Origin of the sequence: Limnohabitans sp. Rim28 (assembly GCF_000293865.2) — a bacterium.
Taxonomy (GTDB): domain Bacteria; phylum Pseudomonadota; class Gammaproteobacteria; order Burkholderiales; family Burkholderiaceae_C; genus Limnohabitans_A.
On sequence record NZ_ALKN02000012.1, the window covers coordinates 51,523 to 77,703 of the forward strand.

The 26,181-nt window shown below is 57.7% G+C and carries 28 protein-coding genes and 1 tRNA gene; 16 read left to right on the plus strand and 13 right to left on the minus strand.

From position 1 onward, the window contains the following. Nucleotides 1-4 precede the first annotated feature (4 nt). The 7 genes from B472_RS13295 to uvrC all read right to left on the minus strand — a co-directional run bounded on the left by B472_RS13295 (nt 5) and on the right by uvrC (nt 7,240). A complete protein-coding gene (locus B472_RS13295; protein ID WP_019428311.1) occupies nt 5-1,921 on the minus strand; it encodes a SurA N-terminal domain-containing protein in 1,917 nt (638 codons plus the stop codon). Between the two features lie 61 nt (nt 1,922-1,982). Further along, a tRNA-Val gene (locus B472_RS13300) sits at nt 1,983-2,058 on the minus strand. A 13-nt stretch (nt 2,059-2,071) separates the two neighbouring features. Then, nucleotides 2,072-2,344: an HU family DNA-binding protein gene (locus B472_RS13305; RefSeq protein ID WP_019428312.1), complete on the minus strand. Its 273-nt coding sequence runs from the start codon at nt 2,342-2,344 to the stop codon at nt 2,072-2,074. Between the two features lie 264 nt (nt 2,345-2,608). Beyond that, on the minus strand, nt 2,609-3,694 hold the full coding sequence (locus tag B472_RS13310) for a tartrate dehydrogenase (RefSeq protein ID WP_019428313.1): 1,086 nt from the start codon (nt 3,692-3,694) through the stop codon (nt 2,609-2,611). A 55-nt stretch (nt 3,695-3,749) separates the two neighbouring features. Then, the gene (locus B472_RS13315; RefSeq protein ID WP_019428314.1) at nt 3,750-4,670 is read right to left on the minus strand and encodes a DMT family transporter; all 921 of its coding nucleotides are present in this window, start codon (nt 4,668-4,670) and stop codon (nt 3,750-3,752) included. After that, the gene (pgsA, locus tag B472_RS13320; protein ID WP_026039810.1) at nt 4,667-5,236 is read right to left on the minus strand and encodes a CDP-diacylglycerol--glycerol-3-phosphate 3-phosphatidyltransferase; all 570 of its coding nucleotides are present in this window, start codon (nt 5,234-5,236) and stop codon (nt 4,667-4,669) included. Before pgsA ends, B472_RS13315 begins: the two co-directional genes overlap by 4 nt. Before the next feature lie 63 nt (nt 5,237-5,299). Next, the gene (gene uvrC, locus B472_RS13325) at nt 5,300-7,240 is read right to left on the minus strand and encodes an excinuclease ABC subunit UvrC (RefSeq protein ID WP_019428316.1); all 1,941 of its coding nucleotides are present in this window, start codon (nt 7,238-7,240) and stop codon (nt 5,300-5,302) included. Nucleotides 7,241-7,287: 47 nt separating this feature from the next. Between uvrC and earP the strand changes: the two genes are divergently transcribed. The 7 genes from earP (at nt 7,288) to bamC (ending at nt 14,110) form a co-directional block, all read left to right on the plus strand. Beyond that, entirely contained in the window at nt 7,288-8,376 is a 1,089-nt protein-coding gene (gene earP, locus B472_RS13330) for an elongation factor P maturation arginine rhamnosyltransferase EarP (protein ID WP_019428317.1), read from the plus strand. Between the two features lie 177 nt (nt 8,377-8,553). Continuing rightward, nucleotides 8,554-9,108, plus strand: a complete 555-nt coding sequence (gene efp, locus B472_RS13335) for an elongation factor P (RefSeq protein ID WP_019428318.1) — start codon at nt 8,554-8,556, stop codon at nt 9,106-9,108. A gap of 88 nt (nt 9,109-9,196) precedes the next feature. Next, on the plus strand, nt 9,197-10,072 hold the full coding sequence (locus B472_RS13340) for a TIGR00730 family Rossman fold protein (protein ID WP_026039811.1): 876 nt from the start codon (nt 9,197-9,199) through the stop codon (nt 10,070-10,072). Nucleotides 10,073-10,107: 35 nt separating this feature from the next. Beyond that, nucleotides 10,108-11,319: an MFS transporter gene (locus tag B472_RS13345; RefSeq protein ID WP_019428320.1), complete on the plus strand. Its 1,212-nt coding sequence runs from the start codon at nt 10,108-10,110 to the stop codon at nt 11,317-11,319. Between the two features lie 134 nt (nt 11,320-11,453). Continuing rightward, nucleotides 11,454-11,999 carry a bifunctional 2-polyprenyl-6-hydroxyphenol methylase/3-demethylubiquinol 3-O-methyltransferase UbiG gene (locus B472_RS13350; protein ID WP_019428322.1) on the plus strand — a complete coding sequence of 182 codons (546 nt, stop codon included), beginning with the start codon at nt 11,454-11,456 and terminating at the stop codon, nt 11,997-11,999. A 77-nt stretch (nt 12,000-12,076) separates the two neighbouring features. Continuing rightward, nucleotides 12,077-12,973: a 4-hydroxy-tetrahydrodipicolinate synthase gene (gene dapA / locus B472_RS13355; RefSeq protein WP_026039812.1), complete on the plus strand. Its 897-nt coding sequence runs from the start codon at nt 12,077-12,079 to the stop codon at nt 12,971-12,973. A 12-nt stretch (nt 12,974-12,985) separates the two neighbouring features. Beyond that, nucleotides 12,986-14,110: an outer membrane protein assembly factor BamC gene (gene bamC, locus B472_RS13360; RefSeq protein WP_019428324.1), complete on the plus strand. Its 1,125-nt coding sequence runs from the start codon at nt 12,986-12,988 to the stop codon at nt 14,108-14,110. Nucleotides 14,111-14,189: 79 nt separating this feature from the next. Here bamC and B472_RS13365 read toward each other — a convergent pair whose 3' ends face one another. Both B472_RS13365 and B472_RS13370 read right to left on the minus strand, forming a co-directional pair. Continuing rightward, on the minus strand, nt 14,190-14,420 hold the full coding sequence (locus B472_RS13365) for a hypothetical protein (RefSeq protein WP_081505000.1): 231 nt from the start codon (nt 14,418-14,420) through the stop codon (nt 14,190-14,192). A gap of 194 nt (nt 14,421-14,614) precedes the next feature. Further along, on the minus strand, nt 14,615-15,736 hold the full coding sequence (locus B472_RS13370) for a cupin domain-containing protein (RefSeq protein WP_026039814.1): 1,122 nt from the start codon (nt 15,734-15,736) through the stop codon (nt 14,615-14,617). A gap of 87 nt (nt 15,737-15,823) precedes the next feature. Here B472_RS13370 and B472_RS13375 point away from each other — a divergent pair, with 87 nt between their 5' ends. Next, the gene (locus B472_RS13375; protein WP_019428327.1) at nt 15,824-16,357 is read left to right on the plus strand and encodes a peptidylprolyl isomerase; all 534 of its coding nucleotides are present in this window, start codon (nt 15,824-15,826) and stop codon (nt 16,355-16,357) included. A 17-nt stretch (nt 16,358-16,374) separates the two neighbouring features. Here the strand turns inward: B472_RS13375 and dut are convergent, their stop codons facing one another. Continuing rightward, the gene (dut, locus tag B472_RS13380) at nt 16,375-16,824 is read right to left on the minus strand and encodes a dUTP diphosphatase (RefSeq protein ID WP_026039815.1); all 450 of its coding nucleotides are present in this window, start codon (nt 16,822-16,824) and stop codon (nt 16,375-16,377) included. Between the two features lie 2 nt (nt 16,825-16,826). Then, on the minus strand, nt 16,827-18,050 hold the full coding sequence (gene coaBC / locus B472_RS13385) for a bifunctional phosphopantothenoylcysteine decarboxylase/phosphopantothenate--cysteine ligase CoaBC (protein WP_019428329.1): 1,224 nt from the start codon (nt 18,048-18,050) through the stop codon (nt 16,827-16,829). Nucleotides 18,051-18,127: 77 nt separating this feature from the next. Here coaBC and B472_RS13390 point away from each other — a divergent pair, with 77 nt between their 5' ends. The 6 genes from B472_RS13390 to B472_RS13415 are packed head-to-tail and all read left to right on the plus strand — an operon-like array spanning nt 18,128 to nt 23,131. Next, a complete protein-coding gene (locus tag B472_RS13390) occupies nt 18,128-19,774 on the plus strand; it encodes a CTP synthase (protein WP_019428330.1) in 1,647 nt (548 codons plus the stop codon). Between the two features lie 25 nt (nt 19,775-19,799). Next, nucleotides 19,800-20,654, plus strand: a complete 855-nt coding sequence (kdsA, locus tag B472_RS13395; RefSeq protein WP_019428331.1) for a 3-deoxy-8-phosphooctulonate synthase — start codon at nt 19,800-19,802, stop codon at nt 20,652-20,654. Then, on the plus strand, nt 20,651-20,938 hold the full coding sequence (locus B472_RS13400; RefSeq protein ID WP_019428332.1) for a DUF1330 domain-containing protein: 288 nt from the start codon (nt 20,651-20,653) through the stop codon (nt 20,936-20,938). Before kdsA ends, B472_RS13400 begins: the two co-directional genes overlap by 4 nt. Nucleotides 20,939-20,988: 50 nt before the next feature. Further along, entirely contained in the window at nt 20,989-22,275 is a 1,287-nt protein-coding gene (eno, locus tag B472_RS13405) for a phosphopyruvate hydratase (RefSeq protein WP_019428333.1), read from the plus strand. Nucleotides 22,276-22,287: 12 nt separating this feature from the next. Further along, nucleotides 22,288-22,563, plus strand: coding sequence for a septum formation initiator family protein (locus B472_RS13410; RefSeq protein WP_019428334.1), 276 nt, complete (start codon nt 22,288-22,290; stop codon nt 22,561-22,563). A 34-nt stretch (nt 22,564-22,597) separates the two neighbouring features. Further along, nucleotides 22,598-23,131: a hypothetical protein gene (locus tag B472_RS13415; protein WP_019428335.1), complete on the plus strand. Its 534-nt coding sequence runs from the start codon at nt 22,598-22,600 to the stop codon at nt 23,129-23,131. 9 nt (nt 23,132-23,140) lie between these two features. Here the strand turns inward: B472_RS13415 and B472_RS13420 are convergent, their stop codons facing one another. Together B472_RS13420 and B472_RS13425 are read right to left on the minus strand one after the other, a co-directional pair. Beyond that, nucleotides 23,141-24,127 carry an Hsp33 family molecular chaperone HslO gene (locus tag B472_RS13420; RefSeq protein ID WP_019428336.1) on the minus strand — a complete coding sequence of 329 codons (987 nt, stop codon included), beginning with the start codon at nt 24,125-24,127 and terminating at the stop codon, nt 23,141-23,143. Between the two features lie 79 nt (nt 24,128-24,206). Further along, nucleotides 24,207-24,731 carry a gamma carbonic anhydrase family protein gene (locus B472_RS13425; protein ID WP_019428337.1) on the minus strand — a complete coding sequence of 175 codons (525 nt, stop codon included), beginning with the start codon at nt 24,729-24,731 and terminating at the stop codon, nt 24,207-24,209. Between the two features lie 71 nt (nt 24,732-24,802). Between B472_RS13425 and B472_RS13430 the strand changes: the two genes are divergently transcribed. Both B472_RS13430 and B472_RS13435 read left to right on the plus strand, forming a co-directional pair. Next, nucleotides 24,803-25,594: a ferritin-like domain-containing protein gene (locus B472_RS13430; protein WP_019428338.1), complete on the plus strand. Its 792-nt coding sequence runs from the start codon at nt 24,803-24,805 to the stop codon at nt 25,592-25,594. A 70-nt stretch (nt 25,595-25,664) separates the two neighbouring features. Next, a complete protein-coding gene (locus B472_RS13435) occupies nt 25,665-26,123 on the plus strand; it encodes a RidA family protein (RefSeq protein WP_026039817.1) in 459 nt (152 codons plus the stop codon). The last annotated feature ends 58 nt before the right edge of the window (nt 26,124-26,181 follow it).

Below are 26,181 nucleotides of genomic sequence, written 5' to 3' on the forward strand. Positions count from 1 at the left end.
AGATTTAAGAAGCTGTCGGCAATTTAGGCTTGGGCACCAAAATTTTGACTTTGAATTGCGACCGCAAGTGCGCCATATAAGCTGCGGCCTCTGCACTGGCCAGCAAGCGTGCAAACTGTTCGCGCGTTTGCGCTTTTTGCTGCGCACTTGGCTCATCGCGCGGCACAATTTTATTGACACGCGCGAGGACGTATCCCATGGCGCCCAGATCAACACCCACCAACGCAGGCAAATTGGCTGGGTCTGCTCGCAAGACGGCATCCACAAACTTCTGAGCTTGTCCTTGCGTTTGATCTCGCGAAATGGTCAGGGCCGAACCCATGGCAGCAGCGGTGGGATTCTTTTGCCACTCGGCCAAACGGGCCTCCCCTTCGGCTTTGGCCAGTGCGATGGCCTGTTCGGTCAAAAACTCTGCGCGAACTTGATCTTTCACTTCGGCATATGGCTGCAATGCAGCAGGCCTGTGATTGACCACACGCGCTGAAACCAAGGTGTTGTTACCAAGCTCGATGGCCGCTGAATTGCGACGCTTGCTGACCGATTCATCGGAAAACACAGCCTCCAGAAGTTTAGGATTGGCCAAAACGCCCTGCTGTCCAGCCATGGGGGCTCGGGTCAAACCTTTAGCTTGCTGAATTGGCAAGCGGAGCTTATCCGCCACCGATGTGAAAGTATCGGCTTGTTCATAAACGCTGTTGCTGAATGTTTCAGCAAACTCAGCGAACTGACGCTTGGCTTGTTGCTGACGCAAATCGGCTTCGAGTTGCGACCGCATGGATTCGAGGCCAGGGGTCACCGGCGCTTTGATGTCTGTGAGTTGAATGATGTGAAAACCAAACTCCGACTCGACCACAGCGCTGATTTCGCCTTTCTTCAGAGCAAACGCGGCATCTTCAAACACCTTGACCATGGCGCCCTTGGCAAAAAAATCCAGGTCGCCACCGTTGCTTGCAGAACCGGTGTCATCCGAATTTTTACGGGCCAAATCAGCAAAGGCTTTGGGGTCCTTCCGTAAATTGACCAACAGAGATTCAGCTTTGGCGCGGGCCTTGTCTTTATCGGCCGCTGGCGCATCTTTGGACGCATTGATCAAAATATGGCTGGCACGGCGCTGCTCTTGACCAGACAGGCGCTGGACATTTTGCTCGTAGTAAGTTTTGACATCTTGCTCTGGCAACTGGATATTTTTAGCCAATGCAGCAGCGTCCAACACCAAATATTCCACATCAGCGGTTTCCTGCGAACGGAATCGGTCTGAATGGGATTGATAAAACTTCTCAAGATCTGCATCGTTGAGCTTCACCTTTGCCACGTAATTGGCCGGAGAAAAACCCAACATTTGAACCTCTCGACGCTGGAAAAAAGCCTGCAAAGCCACATCGCTTTGTTTTTGCGATGACATGGCCGAGGTCTGAAGGGCCGCCAAGACTTGTTGACCCGACAAATCACGACGGACTTGGGCTTCTAACATTTCAGGCGTCATGCCTTGGCTGGAAGCCAACTGACGGTATCGGTCCATGTCGAGCTTGCCATCCGGGCCACGCAGCCTGGCGATCGAAGGGTCTTGCTGAAGGTAATTGGCCAGACGCTGATCGCTGGTCACCAACAATTGCTTCTCCGATGCCACGGCGATCATTCGATCGTTGACCATGCGCTCCAAACTCGCGTAGCGGGCTTCGTCCGATCCCAGCATCTTGGGGTCAAGGTTTGGCATGGAGGCACGGATTTTGTCCACCTCTTGCTGGTGCATGGCATCCCATTGCTGCTGGGTGATTTCCACATCCCCAATTTGGGCCACGACAACACCGCGGGCGTCACGGTTGTTGTAGCCTTCAACGCCAAACAAAACAAATGAAGGAATGATCAGCAGGACCAGCACGCCCATCAGGATCCTGGATTTGTTACGAATGGCGTCAAACATTTTCGAAGTCTCGGTTGATCAATAAAAAAGGCGAACCACGGGTTCGCCTTTGTTCATGAGGTGGTGGGTGCTGACGGTCTCGAACCGCCGACCTACTCCGTGTAAAGGAGCCGCTCTACCAACTGAGCTAAGCACCCCCTCAAATATCTATCAGTTCAAAGCGTCCTTCAGGCCTTTGCCTGGACGGAACTTTGGCACATTGGCTTTCTTGATTTTAATCGCAGCGCCAGTGCGTGGGTTGCGGCCTGTACGGGCTGCACGCTTTCCCACGGCAAAGGTGCCAAAACCTACCAAAGAAACAGTGCCGCCCTTTTTCAGGGTGGTACGGACTGCGCCCATGGTGGCCTCAAGGGCGCGACCTGCTGCTGCCTTGGACAAATCAGCATGCTTGGCAATGTGTTCGATCAATTCAGTTTTGTTCACAAAAAACCTCTGGGTATTAGACCGTTTATCACGGTGGTTAAACAGATGCCTGCCAGCACAAGAAGGGTGCCGTGGCGAGAGACATCGACAATAGGTGAACAGCAGGAAGAAATTATCACCTTGTGGGTGCTTCAAAAAACCTTCTGTACACGCTCGGAAAAACGAATTCTAGCCTTGAAATTCAAGCTCCGTAAAAGCTGGAACAGTTTTTTAATGCATGAGCCCGGCTGCGCTGGATGGCGCCTGACAAAGCCTCACAACTCCTCACAAAGCCTCACAGATGGCGCGTCCCACGTCAGAAGTGCTGGCTTTGCCGCCCAAATCGGGCGTGCGCGGGGCATCCTTTCCTGCCGCAAGCACTTTTTCAATGGCGCTCAAAACCGCATCGTGAGCGGCTTTGTAACCCAAGAATTCGAGCATCATGGCGCCGCACCAAATCTGACCAATCGGGTTGGCCACGCCCTTGCCGGCGATGTCAGGGGCAGATCCGTGTACGGGCTCAAACAAGGATGGAAACTTGCGGTCTGGGTTGAGGTTGGCACTGGGCGCAATGCCGATCGTGCCGGTGCACGCAGGACCCAAATCGCTCAGGATGTCCCCAAACAAATTACTGGCCACCACCACATCAAAGAAGTCTGGGCGCTGAACAAAGTGGGCCGTCAAGATATCAATGTGGAATTTATCGACATTGACCCCGGGATAAGCCTTGGCCATCTCGGCCACGCGTTCGTCCCAATAAGGCATGGTGATGGCAATGCCGTTGGATTTGGTGGCGCTGGTGAGGTGTTTTTTGGGGCGCGACTGCGCCAATTCGAATGCAAATTTCAGCACACGATCAACACCGATGCGCGACATCACAGTCTCTTGCATCACGATTTCACGCTCAGTTCCAGGGAACATGCGCCCACCAATACTGGAGTACTCGCCCTCGGTGTTTTCACGCACGATGTACATGTCAATTTCACCGGGTTGACGAGGGCTGCCATCGCGGCGCACCACAGGCGCAATGATGCCGGGCATCAAACGGGCTGGACGCAAATTGATGTACTGGTCAAATTCCCGGCGGAACAACAACAAGGAGCCCCACAAAGACACATGGTCGGCGATCTTGTCTGGCCACCCCACAGCCCCAAAGTACAGCGCATCGTGACCGCCAATCTGGTCTTTCCAGTTGTCGGGCAACATTTGACCGTGTTTCTCGAAATAGTCCCAGCTTGAAAAATCGAAGTGGTCAAAATGCAAGTCAATGCCAAATTTACGGGCTGCGGCATCCATCACACGCAAGCCTTCGGGCATGACTTCTTTGCCAATGCCGTCACCTGGAATGACGGCAATACGGTGTCGGGTCATGGAGTTTCCTTTTTCAAAAAATGCAGAGAATACAGACAAGTGAATGATCGCGCATTCACCGAGGTGACCGAACCACCATGCCAACGCCCAAGGCCGTGAGGGCCGTTCCGGCCAAGGTCAGGGCCGTGATGCTTTCGCCAAACAAGAACCAAGCCATCACCGCCGTTGTCGGAGGCACCAAATACAACAAACTGGTGACCGCTGCCGCGGCGCCGCGTTGAATCAGGATGTAAAAGAGCGAGCTGCCACCCAGCGTCAGACCCAAAACCGACCATGCCATAGCGCCTATCAATTCATCGTTCCAGCTGATGGCTTCAGTCTCCAGCAACGCCAGCGGCAAGGTGACCACAGCAGAAGCCATGAGCTGAACGGTGTTGGCCGTTCGAACATCGCAGGGTTGCACAAACCGTTTTTGGTAAAGCGTTCCCGCCGTGATGGCCAACAAAGCGCCGATGGCAAAAGCCATATTGGCGGGTGTCACATGGTCCATGGGGTTAGACAAGCTCAGTTTGTGCCAGACCACCATCAACAAACCAACAAATCCAAGCCACAAACCCAACCACTGGCGGGGGGTCACGGCTGGTGAAGCCGCCTCCAGTGCAGAAGATGGGCGGGACATCCACGACAACCAAATCGCTGTGAGCACGGGCTGAATACCCACCACCAGAGAGGAAAGTCCTGAACCCATTCCCGCCTTGACGGCCGCCCAAACGCCGCCCAAATAACAAGCTTGTATCAAAACGCCAGTCACAGACAGGTGAATCCACTGCTGCCGTGTTTGTGGCCAAGGAACCTGGGCCCACAAAATCCAAGGCAGAAAACAGGCCATGGACAGCAAGTAGCGCAACAACAAAAAGGAAAATGGCGGCGAATGGGGCATGCCGAAACGGGCAACGATGAAACCCGTACTCCAGATCAGCACAAACACCAAGGGGGTAGCCCAGACCCAAGCACCCGACGGTTTGCCCACGGTCATTTCACGCGGGCTCGGATTTCAGGCAAAGCCTTCTGCATGTAATAGACCATCGACCAAACCGTCAAGATTGCGGCCACCACAATCAGCACTGCACCCCAAGCGCGGGTATCAATCACACCCAACAAGGTGCCGTTGTAAAGCAAAAACGGAATGGCCACCATTTGTACCGTGGTCTTGAGCTTGCCCACCATGTGTACGGCCACACTTTTGCTGGCACCAATTTGCGCCATCCATTCCCGCAAAGACGAAATGGCGATCTCGCGGCCGATGATGATGAGAGCGACCAGCACGTTCACTCGGTCCATTTGAACCAACATGAGCAATGCCGCACAAACCAAAAACTTGTCGGCAACTGGATCCAAAAATGCACCGAAGGCTGAAGTTTGGTTGAGTTTTCGGGCCAAATAACCGTCAAGCCAGTCCGTCCAGGCAAACACTACAAACATGAGTGTGGCGATCAGGTTCTGAGTCTCAATCGCCAGACTGTCCAAGTAATAAACACCAATGATCAAGGGGATCGCGGCAATGCGCGTCCAAGTCATGAGGGTCGGAATCGTGAAAAACATGCTTTCGATTGTGGCATGTGATGCATGCAAGAGTCTGACACCCGTGTGTCTGAATGTTGGAGCTCAGTGCAAGGCGTTGTAAATGGACTCGGCCAACTCCCGCGAGATGCCCTCTACCCCGAGTAAATCCTCCACACTGGCGCTTTCGACCCCACGCACCCCGCCAAAGCGCTGCAGCAGCTTGGCCCGTTTGCGCGGCCCGATGCCAGGAATTTCCTCGATCTTGCTGCCCCCCATGCGCACCTTGGCCCGCTGAGCCCGCATGCCGGTGATGGCAAAGCGGTGCGCCTCGTCGCGAATTTGCGCCACCAGCATCAGTGCCGCAGAGTCTTTGCCCAAATAGACTTTATCGCGGCCATCGGCAAACACCAGTTCTTCCAGGCCCACCTTGCGGCCCTCGCCTTTTTCGACCCCCACAATGCGCGAGAGGTCCAGCCCAAGGTCGGTGAACACTTCACGCGCCATGCTCACTTGGCCTTTACCGCCGTCGATCAGCACCAAATCTGGCAGCCGGGCCGTCCCCTCCCCCGAGCGCAAGGCCTCCGCCAATTTGCCATAGCGGCGCATCAGCACTTGGCGCATGGCCGCGTAATCGTCACCTGGCGTGATGCCCTCGATGTTGTAGCGCCGGTATTCGCTGCTTTGCATCTTGTGCTGGCGAAACACCACGCAAGAGGCTTGGGTGTTCTCGCCGGCCGTGTGCGAGATGTCAAAACACTCGATGTGCAGCTGGTCCAAATCGTCCGGGGCCAAATCCAAGGCATCGGCCAAGGCCCGGGTGCGGGCTTGTTGTGAGCCTTCTTCGGCCAGTAGCCGTGCCAGCTTGATGTCGGCATTTTTTTCACTCATTTCCAGCCACACTCGGCGCTGCTCACGCGGATTGTGCACGGCAGCAATTTTGTAACCGGCTTGCTGCGACAAAGCCGCCACCAAAGCTTTGTCCACCGCCACACTGGTGATCAAGGCAGCGGGCACCGGAATGCCAATGTAGTGCTGTGCAATGAAAGCTTCGAGCACCTGCACTTCCACTGCGACCAAGGGGTGCCCATCGTCTTCCATCGTCTGCAAAGCCTGCGCATCCTCCACATGCGCCGGAAAGTAGGCCCGGTCGCCCAAATGCCGTCCACCGCGCACCATGGCCAGGTTCACGCAGGCGCGGCCGCCCTGCACGCGCACGGCCAAAATGTCCACATCGGTATCGGTGCCAGTGTCCACCGACTGCTGGTGCAGCACACGCGACAAAGCGGTCATTTGGTTGCGCACCTCCGCCGCTTGCTCAAAGGCCAAGCGTTCAGCATGCGCCATCATGCGGGCCTCCATCTCTTGCAGCAGCGCTTGGGTCTCGCCCTTCAAGAATCGCTCGGCGTGATGCACATCGTCGGCATAAGCCTGCGGGGTGATCAGGTTGACGCATGGACCCGAGCAACGCTTGATTTGAAACAGCAAACAAGGCCGGGTTCGGTTGGCAAACACCGTGTCTTCGCAGGTACGCAGGCGAAACACCTTTTGCAAAAGCTGAATCGACTCCTTGACCGCCCAAGCACTTGGAAAAGGCCCAAAGTACCGGTGCTTTTTCTCGACCGCACCCCGGTAATACGCCACGCGCGGAAAGGTTTGTGGCTCGGGCGCACCCGAAACAGCGGGCACGGGCGTCAAAAACAAGGTGCCGTTGCCCGTGAGCTTGAGATAGGGGTAGGTCTTGTCGTCCCGAAACAAAATGTTGAAGCGGGGACTGAGCGACTTGATCAGGTTGTTTTCAAGCAGCAATGCCTCGGCTTCGGAGCGCACCACCGTGGTCTCCAAGCGGGAAATCTTGCTCACCATGTGACCGATGCGGGTACCGCCATGGTCCTTTTGAAAATAACTCGACACCCGCTTTTTGAGCTGCTTGGCTTTGCCCACATAGAGCACATTGCCCTGCGCATCAAAGTAGCGGTAAACCCCCGGCAAAGCCGGGAGGGCAGCCACCTGGGCCAGCAAAGATTCGTCGTGTACCGCGGTCATGGCGCATATTGTGACGGGGAAACAATTTGCCCCGACAATCCCCCACCATGAAAACGCATCGGCTTTGGGACATTTTCTGCACCGTCATTGACAACCACGGTGACCTGGGCGTTTGCTGGCGCCTGACTCGCGAGCTGCTGGCCCAAGGCCAATCGGTGCGCCTGTGGGTCGATGACGCATCGGCCCTCGCCTGGATGGCCCCCGAGGCAGATGCCCTGCCCCATTTACAAGTGCTGCACTGGGCAGCCGCCAGCCAACATGAATTGCTGCAAAGCCTTGCACCGGCCGACGTGTGGATCGAAGCCTTTGGCTGCACCCTGCCCGAAGCCTTTGTGGCCCACGGTGTTGCCACTCGCCCGCAACAACCGGCGTGGATCAATCTGGAATATCTGAGCGCCGAAGACTGGGTGCCGCGCATGCACCGCCTGCCCTCGCCCGTGATGAGCGGCCCTGCCCAAGGCTGGACCAAAGACTTTTTCTATCCCGGCTTCACAGAGGGCACCGGCGGCCTGCTGCGCGAAACCGATTTGCTGGCCCGACAGCACCGCTTTGACCGAGCAGCCTGGCGCCAACTGCACGCCCCGGATTTAGAATCCGGCGGCCTGCTGGTCAGCCTGTTTTGCTACGAACCCGCTGCATTGCCCCAGCTGATGCACCAACTGGTGGGCACACCCCACCACCTGTTGGTCACCCCTGGCCGGCCGCTGGCGGCAGTGCAGCAGGCGCTGCCCCACATGCCTGCCCCCCCCAGCTGGAGCGCCCTGCCCTACACCGACCAAAACGGCTTTGACGAGATGCTTTGGGCCTGCGACCTCAACTTTGTGCGCGGCGAAGACTCGCTGGCGCGCGCTCTGTGGGCGGGCCAGCCCTTCATCTGGCACATCTACCCGCAAGACGACAACGCACACCATGCCAAGCTGGAGGCGTTTCTGGCGTGGATGCGGGCGCCACAGAGCCTGCGGCAGGCGCATCGGGTTTGGAACGGCATTGAAAACACGGCTTGGCCCAAATTGAACGCCGAGCATCGGGAGACTTGGTCCGAGTGCGTCACAGCAGCACGCGCCAGACTGCGCCTAAAAAACCCTTTGCACAGCCAACTCATGGCCTTTGTGCAAGCCCAGTCCTCAAGCTCCTGAGGTCCGCTGCAGGGTTCATCGAATGCCATGACTTGGATTGAAACCCTCTTCCCCTCAGCTGAGGGGCCAGTTCCTCACACAGCCTGCCAACTGGAACCTCAACCCAAAAGCAGCCCCACAGGTTAGAATAGCGGGCTTGGCGACAAGCCACACCCTTTCATTTCAGACTCAATTCCTATGAAAACCGCTCAAGAAATCCGCGTTGGCAACGTCATCATGCACGGCAAGGACCCCATGGTCGTCCTGCGCACCGAATACCAACGCGGCGGCCGTGGCTCATCCACCGTGCGCATGAAGCTCAAGAGCTTGATCGCCAACTTCGGTACCGAAGTCGTGTTTCGCGCCGACGACAAAATGGACCAAGTCATTCTGGACAAGAAAGACTGCACCTACTCCTACTTCGCGGACCCCATGTATGTTTGCATGGACACCGACTTCAACCAGTACGAAGTCGAAGCCACCAACATGGGTGATGCTTTGAATTATCTGGAAGACGGCATGGAACTCGAAGTGGTTTTCTACAACGAAAAAGCCATTTCTGTCGAGTTGCCCACCAGCGTGGTGCGCGAGATCACCTGGACAGAGCCTGCGGTCAAAGGCGACACCTCTGGCAAAGTCCTCAAGCCCGCCAAAATCGCGACCGGCATGGAAGTGCCCGTGCCTTTGTTTGTGAGCCAAGGCGACAAGATCGAAATCGACACCCGCACAGGCGAATACCGCAAACGCGTCTGAGAACTTCAGACCGCGCCCTGTGAAAGCCCCGCAAGGGGCTTTTTGCATGGGCCATGAAAACGCTTTAGGCCCATGCACAATGAAGGCCATGGAAAGCACTCAAAACATCAAAGACCCTTCACTGCCCCATGCGTGGGACGAGTTGCAGGCTGGCGCTCAGTCCAGCGACTGGCTTCAGCCTGAGGCGCATCGCCTGGCTTTTGCCGACCCGGAGTTTTTGCTGCGCCGCGAAACCCGGGGCATTCGCTTCCAGCTTGAAATGCTCAAACCGGATCTGGCTCAAACCGAAGCGGGCATTGAACACACCGTGGTGGTGTTTGGCAGCGCCCGATTTGTCGACCGGGCTACCGCCCAAACCCAACGCCAAATTGCGGCGCAAAGCGGCCAGGCACAAGACATTGCCAGAGCCGATGCCTTGGTGCGCAACGCAGAACACTACGAAAACGCACGTCTCTTTGCGCAACTCGTGGCCCGCTCATGTTCATGTCTGCCCAAGGCAGAAAAGTTGTTCATTTGCACAGGTGGCGGGCCAGGCATCATGGAAGCGGCCAACAGAGGCGCGCAAGAAGCGGGGGACATTTCTGTGGCGTTGAACATTGCACTGCCCCATGAGCAACACCCCAACCGCTTCGTCACCCCGGACTTGAGCTTCAAGTTCCATTATTTCGCGCTGCGTAAAATGCATTTCATGATGCGTGCCAAAGCGTTGGTGGCGTTTCCGGGTGGATTTGGCACACTGGACGAATTGTTTGAAGTGATGACGCTGGTGCAAACCCGCAAAGCACGCCCAGTGCCGATCTTGCTGTTTGGCACCGCGTTCTGGAAACGCCTGATCAACGTGGAGGTGCTGCTTGAAGAAGGCACGATCTCACCGAGTGACCTCGATCTGTTCCATTACGTGGACACGCCCGAGCAAGCTTGGCAGGCTATTTGTGACTTCTACGCGCTGAACGTCCCCAAGTGACAACTTTTTTGCCCATGATTGGTTAAAGTCGACCGATGCAACACAAACCCCTTTCACTGGCGCAAGTGCTCATTTGCGGCGCGGCCATCGTCACTTTGTCCATGGGCATTCGCCACGGCTTTGGCCTGTGGTTGCAGCCCATCACCCAAGCCCAAGGCTGGGGCCGCCAAGAATTTGGCTTTGCCATGGCCATCCAAAACCTGTCTTGGGGATTTGTGGGTATTTTTGCCGGCATGGTGGCTGACAAGTTCGGGGCCTTTCGCGTGATTGCTCTGGGCGCCGTGATCTACAGCGTGGGTCTGTTGGGCATGGCTTGGGCCACAGACCCCTGGGTTTTTGCCCTGTTCACGGGGGTGATCATTGGCACGGCCCAAGCGGGTACCACTTATGCCGTGATCTACGGTGTGATTGGCCGCAACGTCCCCGCCGAGCGGCGTTCCTGGGCCATGGGCGTCGCGGCAGCAGCCGGCAGTTTTGGTCAGTTTTTGATGGTGCCCGTTGAGGGCCTGTTGATCAGCCAGGCAGGTTGGCAAACGGCTTTGGTGATTTTGGCTGCGGCAGCCTTGCTGATCGTGCCTTTGGCTTGGGGCTTGCGCGAGCCAGCCCTGAACGCACCGGGCCAAATCCAGCGCGACCAATCCATTGCACAAGCCTTGAAAGAAGCCTTCAAGTACCCCAGCTTTCAGTTGCTGATGGCGGGTTACTTTGTCTGTGGTTTTCAGGTCGTTTTCATCGGCGTTCACATGCCCAGCTACTTGAAAGACCACGGCTTGGCCCCGCAAGTGGCCAGCTATGCACTGGCCTTGATCGGCTTGTTCAACGTTTTCGGTACCTACATTGCAGGCAGTTTGGGACAAAAAATGTCCAAGAAAAATATCTTGGCCTTCATTTATGCCGCCCGCTCAGTGGCCATCGTTTTGTTCTTGCTGGCGCCACTCACGCCCACCAGTGTTTATATTTTCTCGGCAGTGATGGGCTTGCTCTGGCTGTCCACAGTGCCCCCCACCAATGCGTCAGTGGCTCAAATTTTTGGTGTGGCCCACTTGTCCATGCTCAGTGGCTTCATCTTTTTCAGCCACCAAATCGGCTCCTTCTTGGGCGTCTGGTTGGGTGGCTATTTGTACGACAAAACAGGCAGTTACAACATCGTTTGGTACTTGGCTGTGGCCTTGGGCGTTTTTGCCGCATTGGTGAACCTGCCCGTGCGTGAAAGCCCCATCGTGCGAAAAGCACCTTTGCCCGCATGAGCACACGCCGCACCCTCATTGGGCTTGGCGCCTTGGGTTTGGCGCTCAGCTTTTGGCTCTACACCCAACCGGATGTGGTCATCATGTTGTCCGAACAATTGTGGTCTTGCTTTTAACCTGACCCGCTCCACACCATGCACGGCACCGAAAACCCCTCCGCTTGGCTGCAACGCTGGGCCCACCTGATTGCAGACAAAAGCCAAGTGCTGGATGTCGCATGCGGCGCCGGTCGCCACATGCGTTGGCTGGCCGCGCAGGGGCACACCGTGCATGGCGTGGACCGAAATCCAGACGCTTTGGCTTTGGCCCAAGTGCATGGTCAAGTCACATGTGCCGACATTGAAAACGGGCCTTGGCCCTTTTCTGGACAAACCTATGGGGCTGTGGTGGTGACCCATTACCTTTGGCGCCCTTTGCTGCCGGTCATCGTGCAAAGCCTTGCGCCAGGCGGCGTATTGGTTTACGAAACCTTTGCAGCAGGCAACGAAACGGTGGGCAAACCCTCTCGACCTGACTTTTTGCTGCAACCCGGCGAGTTGCTGAGCGCCACCCAAAGCTTGCGCACCGTGGCTTACGAGGATGGATTTGAATCGTCGCCCGACCGCTTTGTGCAGCGCATCGTTGCTGTCCGTCTCCAGTCAACTGAAGATGTCAGCCGATGGCTTTTAAGCAAGGCTTGAAACAGCAGAAGCCGCTCAGGGTGAAGGCCCTTGGCACTCGTTAAAATGGTTTCTTTTCTTGATCAGAAATGCCTGACATGACCACCGACTCTCGCCCCATCCGTGGCAGTATTCCTGCCCTCGTGACCCCCATGCTCGAAGACGGCCATGTGGACTACGCCACTTTGCGCAAACTGATCGACTGGCATGTTGCCGAAGGCACTGACGCCATCGTGGTGGTGGGCACCTCAGGCGAATCCCCCACGGTCACCGTGGATGAACACTGCGAGATCATTCGCGTCTCGGTTGAGCAAGCTGCCAAACGCATTCCCATCATCGCGGGTTGCGGTGCCAACTCCACCGCCGAAGCCATTGAATTGGCCAAGTTTGCCCAAAAAGTTGGGGCCGATGCCCAACTGCAAGTGGTGCCTTACTACAACAAGCCCACCCAAGAAGGCCTGTACCAACATTTCAAGGCCATTGCCGAGGCGGTACCCGGCTTGCCCGTGATTCTTTACAACGTCCCAGGCCGCACCGTAGCCGACCTGCAGCACGACACCGTCCTGCGCCTGGCTCAAGTACCCGGCATCATCGGTATCAAAGAAGCCACGAGCAACATCGAACGTGCTCAGTGGCTGATCCGCGATGTGCCCAAATCGTTTTCAGTTTTTTCCGGCGACGATGCCACCGCAGTCGCCCTGATGCTGTGCGGCGGTGCAGGCAACATCAGCGTGACCGCCAACGTGGCACCCCGCTTGATGCACGAACTGTGCGTTGCAGCCACTCAAGGCCATGTCCATGAAGCCATGCGCATCCAGTTTCAACTGCTGCCGGTGCACAAAAACCTCTTTGTCGAAGCCAATCCCATCCCGGTCAAATGGGCCATGCAGCGCATGGGGCTTTGCGGCCCCAAGCTTCGCCTGCCCATGACCGAGTTGTCTGAACCCCTGCAACCTCTGGTTGAAGCAGCCCTCAAAGCCAGCAGATTGATCTGACACACCCCAAGGATGTTTGTGAAAATCGCCACCATTGCCTCATCGGCCCGATTCCCTTTTCAACGAACGCTCACCGTCATGGCCATCACGGCCGCACTGAGCGGCTGTTCAGTTCTGAGAGAAGACAAGATCGACTACAAGAGTGCTGTCAGAGCACACTCCTTGGAAATCCCGCCCGACTTGACTCAACTGCGAAGAGAGTCCCGGTTTGCTTTTGAAAGCACCTCGGCATCGGCCGCGGGCTTTCAAAGTGCCAGCACCCGAGTGACCGATGCAGGCACCGCCTCGAACACCTTGGGCAAAGTGAAAATGGAGCGTCAAGGCGACCAGCGTTGGCTGGTAGCGGCCATGCCTGCTGACCAGGTCTGGCCCGCCTTGCGTGAATTTTGGACAGCCAACGGCTTTCCACTGACCACCGACTCCCCTGAGCTGGGCATCATGGAAACCGACTGGGCAGAAAACCGGGCCAAGTTGCCGCAGGACTTCATTCGCAAAAGCTTGGGCAGGGTGCTCGATTCGCTGTATTCAACAGGTGAGCGCGACAAGTACAGAACTCGTGTTGAACGCAATGCCAAGGGTAAAGTCGAGATCTACATCAGCCACCGCGGCCTGGTCGAGAACTACGCCACGGCACAAAAGGACCGCACAATCTGGCAAGCCCGCCCCAGCGACCCTGAACTGGAAATTGAATTTTTGCGTCGCCTCATGGTCAAACTGGGCACCTCACCCCAAGAAGCCAGCGCAGCAGTCGCCGCCCCGAAAGCACCAGCAGGCGTTCCTGTGGTCATGGTTGACGGCCAACCCACCATCAGCCTGAACGAAGCCTTTGACCGCGCTTGGCGCCGCACAGGCGTTGCACTCGACCGCAGTGGCTTTACCGTTGAAGACCGCGACATGGCCGCTGGGCGCTACTTTGTACGCTATGTGGCGCCACAAACCGCCCCATCAGAACCCGGCTTTATTTCCAGGCTTTTCAGCAGCAAAAAAGAACAAAGCGTTTTGGCCAAATACGGCCTCAGCCTGAGCGCAAGCGCTTCCGGTCAAACCGTGATCCGTGTGCTGAACACCAATGGTCAGCCAGAACAATCGGCACAGGCCGAGCGAATTCTCAAATTGCTCGCAACAGAACTGCGATAAACCATTTGAGCCACAAAAAAACCCCGCAAAGCGGGGTTTTTTTGTGTCTACCCCAGTTTGCACCGGGGCAGTTGACACATTACTTAGCGGCAGGAGCAGCTGGCGCAGCGGCTGGTGCAGCAGCAGGTGTGGCGGCTGCATCAGCAGCTGGCGCGGCGGCCGGTGCAGCTGCAGGCGCTGCATCAGCTGGTGCTGGAGCTGGAGCGGCCACTGGAGCAGGTGCAGCAGGAGCAGCAGCTTCTTCTTTTTTGCCGCAAGCGGACAGAGCAGCAGCAGCGATGATGGCAGCCAGAACGAGAGACTTGTTCATTTTGATTTTCCTAATGTAAGAATGAGAAAACAATTTCCGGAAATTGCTCAGACGGCAAAGACACCGTCCAAACCAGGCCAAAAGCACTCGAGCTCTTTTGTACCCAGCCAACGATTATAGCGTTTTCCCTAGTTTGTGCAGGCCATTGCTTGACAAGTCAAAAAAGGAGAAAAAGGGGACTCTAAAACCCTTGGTCAGAGCGCCTGCAACCAGCCCTCCGAAGCCCAATCCTTCAGGGCCTCTTGCGCATCTGCACTCAACGTCTTGAATTTTGAGCCGGAAATGCACCGATCGTCTGCCAAAATTCTCAAGGTGCGGGCATCGCGTCCACCCGCCTTGAAGGATTCACCGTTGATGAACACATGCTGCGCGTCGTACATCATTTTGGTGCGCCGATCGAGTTGCACCCCGCCAGACAGATCAAAGGCAGCCTCCGAACACTCGAACCACACCTGCGCTTTGGGCTCGGTCAAATACTCGCCCAGCAAACTGTCCAGCAATCCTGGATCTTGAAGCGCTTTGTCGATCACTTGACGTGCAAAGCCCGCCAATGACGACGGAATAGCCGCAGGCGCCATCACCGCCGGTTGTTTCGGATCTCGGTAAAGGCCAGCACCCAAACCTTCAAAGGCCTCGTCGGCCAAGCCCATCAAGAGCTCGCGGGCCAACTCACCCTCTTGCGGCGCCCGAAAGCCAATGGACCACGTCATGCACTCGCCTTCGGCCACGCCATCGTGCGCATATTTAGGGGGCAGGTAAAGCATGTCTCCAGGGTTGAGCACAAACTCTTCCTCGGCTTCAAAGTTTTGCAAGATCTTGAGCGGCACGCCTTCTTGCAGGCTCAGGTCTTTTTGTCGGCCGATGCGCCAACGCCGCTGCCCATGCGCCTGCAACAAGAAAACGTCGTAGCTGTCAAAGTGCGGCCCCACACCACCGCCGTCGCTGGCGTAACTGATCATCACATCGTCCAAGCGCGCATCGGGCACAAATCGGAACTGTTGCATCAAGGCATGAACGCCGTCGTGGTGCATGTCCACCCCTTGCACCAGAAAAGTCCATTTCTTTTGGCTAAATGGCGGCAGGCTGCGCTTTGGGAACGGGCCGTGCTTCATCTTCCAGCCTTTGGGCGAATCCACGATCAAACGCGACTCCACGCCTTCCTCAGCCGCCAAAGCCACCAAGTCGTTGCGCCCCACACACGGCACAAAATCCGCAATGGCATTGCGCACCAGCAAAGGCTTTTTTTGCCAATGACGCTTCATGAATTGGGTGGGGCTCAGACCGCCGAGCAGGGCCAGGGGTTGTTCTGTGTTCATGGGGGTGATCCAGTTGCACAAGCCAAAAGACCTGCACTCAAAGACAAAGCAGCTCAAAACGGGCTGCCAAACTGCGACAATTGTCGTATGGAAATCAAGACACCTTCTGTGGTCGCACTGACCTGGACACTCAAAGACACTCTGGGCGAAGTTCTGGACACCCTGGACGAACCGGTTGAATTTTTCATCGGCGGCCACGACCTGCTGCCCAAAATCGAAGAAGCCCTGCAAGGCCACGAAAAAGGCGCCAAGGTTGACCTGCACCTGGAGCCCGAAGACGCCTTTGGCGACTTCAACGAAGAACTGCTTTTTTTAGAGCCTCTCGCTCTTTTTCCGCCCGGCCTTGAACCTGGCCTCACCATCGAAGGCACGGCCCTGCCCCAAGGCTGCCACCCAGACGCGCCACGCAACGTGCTTTACACCGTGACCGAGATCTACCCCGAGCATGTGGTGCTGGACGGCAATCACCCGCTGTCGGGCATTGCGCTGCGTTTGCACCTGAAAGTGGAATCGGTTCGCGAGCCGACCGAAAACGAAGTGGGCAGCGGCAGCTGCGGCACGGGGTTTTTCAAAATTGAAGTGGGCGATGAAGGCCTGCCCAAGGGGCCGACACTTCACTGAGCGGCTCACCGGGCAACTTATTTTTTACCTGTCGAGCCGTAGCCGCCTTCACCACGTTCGCTGGTGGCATCAAAGTCATTGACCACCTTGAATGTGGCCTGTACCACCGGAACAATGACCATCTGAGCGATTCGCTCCATCGGTTCAATGGTGAATGCCACTTCACTGCGATTCCAGCAGCTGACCATCAACTGGCCCTGGTAATCGCTGTCGATCAAGCCCACCAGATTGCCCAACACGATCCCGTGCTTGTGACCCAAGCCCGATCGAGGCAACAGCATGGCCGCATAACCAGGATCTTTGAGATGGATCGCCATGCCCGTGGGCACCAAATGCCAGGCCTTGGGTGCCAAAGTCAGCGGTGCCTCGAGACAGGCGCGCAAATCAAGGCCCGCGCTGCCCGGGGTCGCGTAAGAGGGCATTTGAGCGGCAATGCGCGCATCCAGAATCTTGAGATCAATGTCCATGGTCATCCCTGTTGTGAGCCCAGACGCCGGGCAATGTCTTCAATGAGCTGCACCGCCAAAACCTGCTTGCTGGCGTGCGGCAACTCCTTAGCCCCAGTCGCATCCACCAGCATCAAAGCGTTGTCGTCTTGGCCAAAGGTGGCCGGGCCGATATTGCCCACCAACAGCGGCACCCCTTTGCGCAGGCGCTTGGCCGTAGCGTGCGCCAACAGGTCATGGCTTTCGGCGGCAAAGCCCACACAAAACAGATCGCCCTTTTGCGCCGCGGCCGACTGGGCCACGGTCGCCAAAATGTCGGGGTTCTCCACAAAGCTCAGCTCAGGCGTCTGACCCGAGCCGTCTTTCTTGATTTTCTGGTCGGCCGCATTGGCCGGACGCCAGTCGGCCACAGCGGCAGTGGCCACGAAAACGCCTTGTGCAGGAACATGGGCCTGCACCGCCAGCAACATGTCTCGGGCGGAGCGCACGTTCACGCGCTTGACCCCACGGGGCGTTTCCAAGCTCACCGGGCCAGCGATCAAGGTCACATCGGCACCCGCCATGCGCGCGGCCCGCGCAATGGCAAAACCCATCTTGCCGCTCGACAAATTGGTGATGCCGCGCACCGGATCAATCGCCTCATAAGTGGGGCCAGCCGTGACCAACACAGACCGACCGGCCAAGGATTTGTGGGCAAAAAACGCCTCCAAATCTTCCAAAATTTCATCGGCTTCGAGCATGCGCCCGTCACCCGTTTCACCGCAAGCTTGATCGCCCTGCCCCACATCCAGCACATGGATGCCGTCGGCTTTGAGCTGAGCCACGTTGCGCTGCGTAGCCGGGTTGGACCACATTTCGCGGTTCATGGCCGGAGCCACGATCAGGGGCACTTGGTCAATGGGCCTTGCAAGACACATCAGGCTGAGCAGCTCATCGGCGCCGCCGTGCAGCAGTTTGGCCATGAAGTCGGCGCTGGCCGGAGCCACCACAATCGCATCGGCTTCGCGACTGAGGTTGATGTGCGCCATGTTGTTGGCCTCGCGCGGGTCCCATTGCGAGGTGTAAACAGGCCGACCCGACAAGGCCTGCAAGGTGACTGCCGTCATGAATTGCTCGGCCGCCTGGGTCATGACCACCTGTACCGTGACGCCCGCCTTGACGAAGGCGCGGCAAAGTTCAGCCGACTTGAAGGCCGCGATGCCGCCTGACAAGCCCAGAACGATGTGTTTTCCAGCCAATGTGCTCATGCCCAGAAATGTAGCAGACGTGACTGTCTATAATCACGATTTCCACCTACCGGGGGCTGTTGGCTCCCGTCTTGGACATGACCAAATTCGTCTTCGTCACCGGCGGTGTGGTGTCTTCCCTGGGCAAGGGAATCGCCTCCGCATCGCTCGCCGCCCTCCTCGAATCGCGCGGCCTGTCTGTCACCCTCATCAAGCTCGACCCCTACCTCAACGTGGACCCCGGCACCATGTCGCCGATTCAGCACGGTGAAGTGTTTGTGACCGACGACGGCGCTGAAACAGACCTGGATTTGGGCCATTACGAGCGCTTCATCAACACCCGCATGAAGAAGGCCAACAACTTCACAACGGGTCAAATTTACAAAAGCGTGCTCGAAAAAGAGCGCCGTGGTGATTACCTGGGAAAGACTGTGCAGGTCATCCCCCACGTCACCAACGAAATTCAGGACTTCGTCAAACGCGGTGCAGGTTTTGGCACCCCCGAAGCGGTCGATGTGGCCATTGTTGAAATCGGCGGCACCGTGGGCGACATAGAATCGCTGCCATTTTTAGAGGCTGTGCGCCAGCTGAGCCTGCGCTTGGGGCCCAACAATGCGGCCTTTGTGCACCTGACTTACGTCCCCTGGATCGCGGCTGCCGGTGAACTCAAGACCAAACCCACCCAGCACACCGTCCAAAAACTGCGCGAAATCGGCATCCAGCCCGATGCCCTGTTGTGCCGTGCCGACCGCTACATCCCGGAGGACGAGCGCGACAAAATATCTTTGTTCACCAACGTGCAAAACTGGGGCGTGATCTCCATGCCCGATGTGGACACCATCTACAAAGTGCCCCGCGTGCTGCACGAGCAAGGCCTTGATGGTCTGATTTGCGACAAACTGCGCCTGAACACCCAGCCCGCCAACCTCAAGCGCTGGGACGACCTGGTTCACGACACAGAGCACCCCCAAGGTGAAGTCACGATCGCCATGGTGGGCAAGTATGTCGAACTGTCAGACAGCTACAAATCGGTCAACGAAGCACTGCGCCACGCCGGCATGCGCAACCATGTGCGCGTCAAAATCGAACACATCGACTCCGAAACCATCACCCCAGAGACCGTGGCCAGCTTGGCCCATTACGACGGCATCTTGGTGCCAGGCGGCTTTGGCAAACGCGGTGTCGAAGGCAAGATCGAAACCGCACAATTTGCACGAACCCATAAGCTGCCCTATTTGGGCATTTGCTTGGGCATGCAGGTGGCCACCATCGAATACGCCCGCCATGTGGCCGGCATGAAGGACGCCAACAGCACCGAGTTCGAGCCCGAAACGCCCTTCCCCGTGATCGCCCTGATCAACGAGTGGAAAGACGCCGACGGCTCCATCCAGATGCGTGACGCCAACTCCGACTTGGGCGGCACCATGCGTCTGGGCGCACAAAGCTCGGACGTGGCCAAAGGCACACTCGCCCACCAAATTTACGGCGACGTGGTCACCGAGCGCCACCGCCACCGCTACGAAGCCAACGTCAATTACCTGAACGACTTGCGCAAAGCAGGCTTGGTGATCTCCGCCTTGACCCAGCGCGAGCAACTGACCGAAATCGTCGAATTGCCGCAGACGGTTCACCCTTGGTATGTCGGCGTGCAGTTTCACCCCGAATTCAAGTCCACGCCCTGGGACGGTCATCCCCTGTTCAATGCATTCGTCAAAGCGACTGTCGAGCACAAGGCGGCCGCCTGACCCCCCCAACGCACAGGAACTCGCCATGAAACTCTGCGGATTCGACGTCGGCCTGAACCACCCGTTCTTTTTGATCGCGGGCACCTGCTCCATCGAAGGCCTGGAGATGTCCATTGAAGTGGCCGGTCGCCTCAAAGAGACCTGCACGGCACTGGGCATCCCGTTCATTTACAAAGGCTCGTTCGACAAAGCCAACCGCTCGTCGGGCCACACACAACGCGGCGTGGGCATCGACGCAGGCTTGAAAATTCTGGATGAAGTTCGCCGCCAGATTGGCGTGCCCATCCTCACCGATGTCCACGATGAATCACAGGTCAAGACCGTGGCCAGCGTGGTCGATGTGTTGCAAACGCCTGCATTTTTATGTCGCCAAACCGACTTCATCCGCGCTGTGGCCCAGTCGGGCAAGCCGGTCAACATCAAGAAGGGCCAATTTTTGGCCCCTTGGGACATGAAAAACGTCATCGACAAAGCCCGCAGCGCTGCGCGTGAAGCGGGTTTGCCCGAAGACAACTTCTTGGCCTGCGAGCGTGGCGTGAGTTTTGGCTACAACAACTTGGTGGCCGACATGACGAGCCTGGCCGAAATGCGCAAAACCGGTGCACCGGTGGTGTTTGACGTGACCCACTCGGTGCAAAAGCCCGGCGGTCAGGGCACCAGCAGCGGCGGTGCCCGCGAGATGGTGCCGGTGCTGGCCCGTGCGGGCGTGGCTGCAGGCGTGGCGGGTCTCTTCATGGAGACCCACCCCAAGCCTCAAGAAGCTTGGTCAGACGGCCCCAATGCGGTGCCACTGGGCAAAATGCGCGCCTTGCTCGAAACCTTGGTTCAGCTCGATGCCGTCACCAAAAAGAACCCGTTTTTAGAGGATGATTTTTCATGAGCGGCTACATCATTGCCCACGTTCAGGTCACCAACCCTGTGCAATACGAGGCGTACAAAAAATGGTCTACAGCGGCCATGAAAACCGCAGGTGCCGAAGTCTGCGTGCGCGGAGGCCAAGTCCAAGTGCTCGAAGGCGACTGGGCTCCTGAGCGCATCGTCATCTTGAAGTTCCCCTCCTTTGAAGCCGCCAAGGCTTTTTACGAACTGCCCGAATACCTCAAAGCCCGTGAAGCCCGAGAAGGTGCCGCCATCATGCGCATGGTGGCCGTCGAAGGCGTCTGAGCCAATGGCTTTGAAACCCCGTTTTATTTTTAAAGTGAGAGAGTTCAAAAATGAGTGCAATCGTTGATATCGTCGGCCGTGAAATCCTCGACAGCCGTGGCAACCCCACCGTCGAATGCGACGTGTTGCTGGAATCTGGTGTGATGGGCCGCGCTGCGGTGCCGTCTGGCGCTTCGACGGGCAGCCGCGAAGCCATTGAACTGCGTGACGGCGACAAAAGCCGCTACTTGGGCAAAGGCGTGCTCAAAGCTGTGGAGCACATCAATACCGAAATCTCCGAAGCTGTGCTGGGCCTTGACGCCTCAGAGCAAGCCTTTTTGGACCGCACCCTGATCGACCTGGACGGTACTGACAACAAGAGCCGCTTGGGCGCCAACGCCATGTTGGCTGTGTCCATGGCCGTGGCCCGCGCTGCGGCCGAAGAGTCCGGCTTGCCCCTGTACCGTTACTTTGGCGGCATGAACGCCAACCAAATGCCCGTCCCCATGATGAACGTCATCAACGGTGGCGCGCACGCCAACAACAACCTGGACTTGCAAGAGTTCATGATCATTCCTGTGGGCGCACCTTCATTCCGCGAAGCCGTGCGCTGGGGCGCTGAGGTGTTCCACGCCCTCAAGAAAATCATCCATGACAAAGGCATGAGCATTGCCGTGGGCGACGAAGGAGGCTTTGCCCCCAACATCGAAAGCCACGAAGCGGCCATCCAGATGGTGCTGGACGCGATTGCCGCAGCCGGTTACACCGCTGGCGAACACATCGCCATTGGTCTGGACTGTGCGGCCAGCGAGTTCTACAAAGAGGGCCACTATGTGTTGGCCGGTGAAGGCGGCGTCCGCTTGACGTCCGAGCAGTGGACCGACATGTTGGCCACTTGGTGCGACAAATACCCCATCATCAGCATCGAAGACGGCATGGCCGAAGGCGATTGGGACGGCTGGAAAATCCTGACCGACCGCTTGGCCAAAAACGTGCAAATCGTGGGTGACGACCTCTTCGTGACCAACACCAAGATCCTCAAAGAAGGCATCGACAAAGGCATCGCCAACTCGATCCTGATCAAGATCAACCAGATTGGCACCTTGACCGAAACCTTTGCCGCCATTGAGATGGCCAAACGCGCCGGTTACACCGCTGTCATCAGCCACCGCTCGGGTGAGACCGAAGACAGCACGATTGCCGATATCGCCGTGGGCCTGAATGCCGGTCAAATCAAAACCGGCTCCATGAGCCGCTCGGACCGCATGGCCAAGTACAACCAGTTGCTGCGCATCGAAGAAGACTTGGGCGACGTGGCCGTTTACCCAGGCCGTTCGGCTTTCTACAACTTGCGCTAAAACGATTCCACCATGGGCAATCGCTTGATCCCTGCCGTGCTCTTTGCCTTGCTGCTCATTGTTCAAGTGCAGCTGTGGTTTGGGCAAGGCAGCTTGCCCCATGTCAACGCCTTGCGCCTGGAGCTGGACCAGCAAAAACTGGCCAACGAGGAAGCACGGCTCAAGATGGAGCAACTGAGCGCGGAGGTCACCGACTTGAAACAAGGCCTGAACATGGTGGAAGAACGCGCCCGAAATGAGCTGGGCATGGTCAAAACCAACGAAGTCTTCGTTCAAGTCGCCAAATGATGTGTCCCCAAACGGGTTGGAACGGCCCACGGCAATGAACCCTCGGTGGGTCGCCATCGTCGGAGCTGCGGGCAGCGGAAAATCTTGGCTGGCCCAGTCCTTGAACAGCGCATTGTTGGCCCAAGGCCATCCCGTGCGGTTGTCCGATAGGCTGGGCGAATCTCCGTCCCATGGGTCGAACAGCACCACACTGGCCGCAGTGGATTGGTGGATCACCGTGGCTTCAATGCCCTCGCCCGTGTCAGGCCTTGGCGTGACCACTTTGTTGATGGGCTTGGACTTGCCGGGCCTTGGTCCCGAATCACAAAGCGAAGACAGCGCATTGCGGCAAGGCTTGAGTTTGACCCAAAACCCTTTCAGGATCGTTTACGGGCTGGGGGTTCACCGTCTGAACAACGCCTTGCTCGCCTTGGGTTTGACACAAGTCCATACCGCTGCTTGGCAGGACCGCGAGCGCGCCCAGTTCAACATCAATGGCGGCCGAGACACATGGGTGTGCAACGATTGCAGCGATCCGGCCTGTGAACACAAACTGTTCACCCGGTTGTTGACGCAACGCTCCGCTTGAGCGGCGGCTTCAGTGCACTGCGCCCGGCGGCAAGTCGGCAGGCAGGCCCGTAAAAAGACCCGCCGCATCGACCGGGTCAAAGCGGTATTGGGCACCGCAGAAGTCGCAGCCCACTTCCACCTGGCCCTGCTCGGCGATGATGCTGTCCACCTCTTCGCTGCCCAAGCTGCGAATCATGTGGCCTACGCGTTCGCGGTTGCAACGGCAGGCAAAGCGAGGGCCCGACTCGCCCATCAAGGGTTCAAACCGGGCCAAAGGCTCTTCCCAATACAGACGGTGCAAAATCGTCTCGGCATCCAAACCCAGCAACTCTTCTCGCTTGAGGCTCTTGGTCAAAATCGAGATGCGGCTGAAATCTTCGCTTTGGCCCAACACCGATTCGCGCATCAACGAATCAGCACGGCCCGCCAAATTGCCTTGACCCTCAATGGGCAGGCGCTGAATCAGCAAACCCGCGGCCACCTTGTCGTCGGCGGCCAACACCAAAACGGTGTCCAGCTGCTCGGACTGGAGCATGTAATGCTCCAGCACTTCACTGATGTTTTCCAGCTTTTCGCCCCGGTCCCCAAACAGCGGCACCACGCCCTGATAGGGCTGCTGCCCGGGCAAGCGATCTTGCGGGTCAAGCGTGATGGCACAGCGCCCTTCGTTGTTCACGTTCACCATCTGGCTCAAGCTCGCGTTGTCGGCCACCTCGCCCACTTGGGTGCAAGTGGCGCGCAGGCTCAGGTCGGGTTGCACCTCGACCACACCCAATTTCACCGGGCCATCGCCAAAAATTTGCAGCACCAAAGCGCCATTGAACTTGATGTTGCCCTGCATCAGCACACCGGCTGCAGCCATTTCGCCCAGCAACTGGCGTACCGGTGCGGGGTAAGCGCCGGTTTCAGAGTTGGCGGCGCGGCGCGCCAAAATGTCTTGCCAGGCATCGGTCAGGCGCACCAACATGCCACGCACTGGCAGGCCTTCGAAAATGAATTTATGGAGTTCGGACAAAGTGCAATCAACAGCCCCGTGGGGCCGATCCTCAAAAATTTAAAAAGCGGTCGGTCAGGCCAAAATGGCACCCCAAAAATCAGCTGATTTTTTTCAAGCCCGCCTTGAAGCGGCGGGCATTATCCACGTAGTGGCGAGCGCTTTGGCGCAGGCCTTCGATCTGCTCGGGGCTCAGTTCGCGCACCACCTTGGCCGGCGTGCCCATGATCATCGAACCATCCGGAAATTCCTTGCCCTCGGTCACCAGCGAACCAGCGCCCACCAAGCAGTTTTTGCCGATCTTCGCACCATTGAGCACCACCGCGCCAATGCCAATCAAGGACTCGTCGCCAATGGTGCAACCGTGCAGCATGACCATATGACCCACCGTGACGTGCTTGCCCACTTTGATCGGCTTGCCGTGGCCGGCGTGCATCACGCTGCCGTCCTGGATGTTGCTGCCCTCGCCGATCTCAATCGTCTCGGTATCACCCCGCACCGTCACGCCAAACCAGACACTGGCATCGGCCCCAATCTTGACCGCGCCCATGACTTGCGCGTTGTCGGCCACCCAAGCCGTCTCGGCGAGTTCGGGGGTTTGATCATCCAATTGGTAAATGGCCATATCGGTTTCCTGTTGGTTGAGACTTCTTGTAAAACTACAATTGTAGGCAAGCCCACCCCCGGTGGAGGGCGATGCCGACGATCACCATGCACACCCTGCGCTCCGCCGCCCTGACGCCTTGGGCGCAAACCGACCCGAACCTGAAAGCCCAGACCACTTTGGCGCTGGACCTGAGCCTGCCCGTGGGTGCGCAAGACAGCCTCGATGCCCCGTCTGCTGGCCCCGGCCGCCCTGCCCGCCCGGTGCTGTTGCCGCACACCCAGCTCAAAGCCAAATCCATGGCCACGCCCGAGGGCCGGGCCATGCTGGTTCACGCTGTTGCACACATCGAGCTCAATGCCATTGATTTGGCACTGGACGTGGTCTGGCGCTTTGCAGGCATGCCCGATGATTTTTACACCGACTGGGTGCGCATCGCCCAAGAGGAAGCCAAACACTTCAGCCTGCTCCGCCAGCATTTGGTCAGCCTGGGTTTTGACTACGGCGATTTTCCAGCCCACAACACCCTGTGGGACATGGCCGAGCGCACGCAGGATGACATTCTGGCCCGCATTGGCATCGTGCCGCGCACCCTGGAAGCGCGAGGCTTGGACGCCTCACCGGGTGTCAAAAACAAGTTGGTCAGCGTGGGCGACCACCGGGCTGGCGAGATTTTGGACATCATCTTGGCCGATGAGATCGGCCATGTCGCAGCAGGCAACCACTGGTACAGGCACCTGTGTACCCAACGTGGGCTGGACCCCATCGGGCACTATGCCGAGTTGATGGCACAGTACGATGCGCCCAAACTGCGCCCACCCTTCAACCTGGCAGCGCGGCGTCTGGCGGGTTTTGAAGAAGCCGAATTGGACGCCTTGAGCTGATTCAACCGTTCCAACTCAACAGATTTAACGCAACGTCACCCCACAAACTCAACCCCTCTGAAAGATGACCATGAACGTTTACGACACCCTCAAGTCCCTCCACATCGAATTGCCCCCTGTGGCCGTGCCCGCTGCGGCCTACGTGCCTTTTGTGCAAACGGGCAACTTGGTGTTCCTGTCCGGTCACATCGCCAGAAAAGACGGCAAAGTCTGGGTGGGTCAACTGGGCAAAAACATCGGCACAGCCGAAGGTCAACAGGCTGCCCGCGCTGTGGCCATTGACCTGATGGGCACGCTGCACGCCGCGGTGGGCGATCTGAACAAGGTCACCCGCATCGTCAAAGTCATGAGCCTCGTCAATTCAACGGGCGATTTCACCGAACAGCACTTGGTCACCAACGGCTGCAGCGAATTGCTGGGCCAAGTGTTTGGCGCAAAGGTCGGCGCGCACGCGCGCAGTGCCTTTGGCGTGGCCCAAATCCCGCTGGGGGCCTGCGTCGAGATCGAACTCATCGCCGAGATCGGCTGAACATGGGAACGCTCTCAACAGCACCGGGCACCGCTGGTGGCCAGATTTTTTGGGGGGG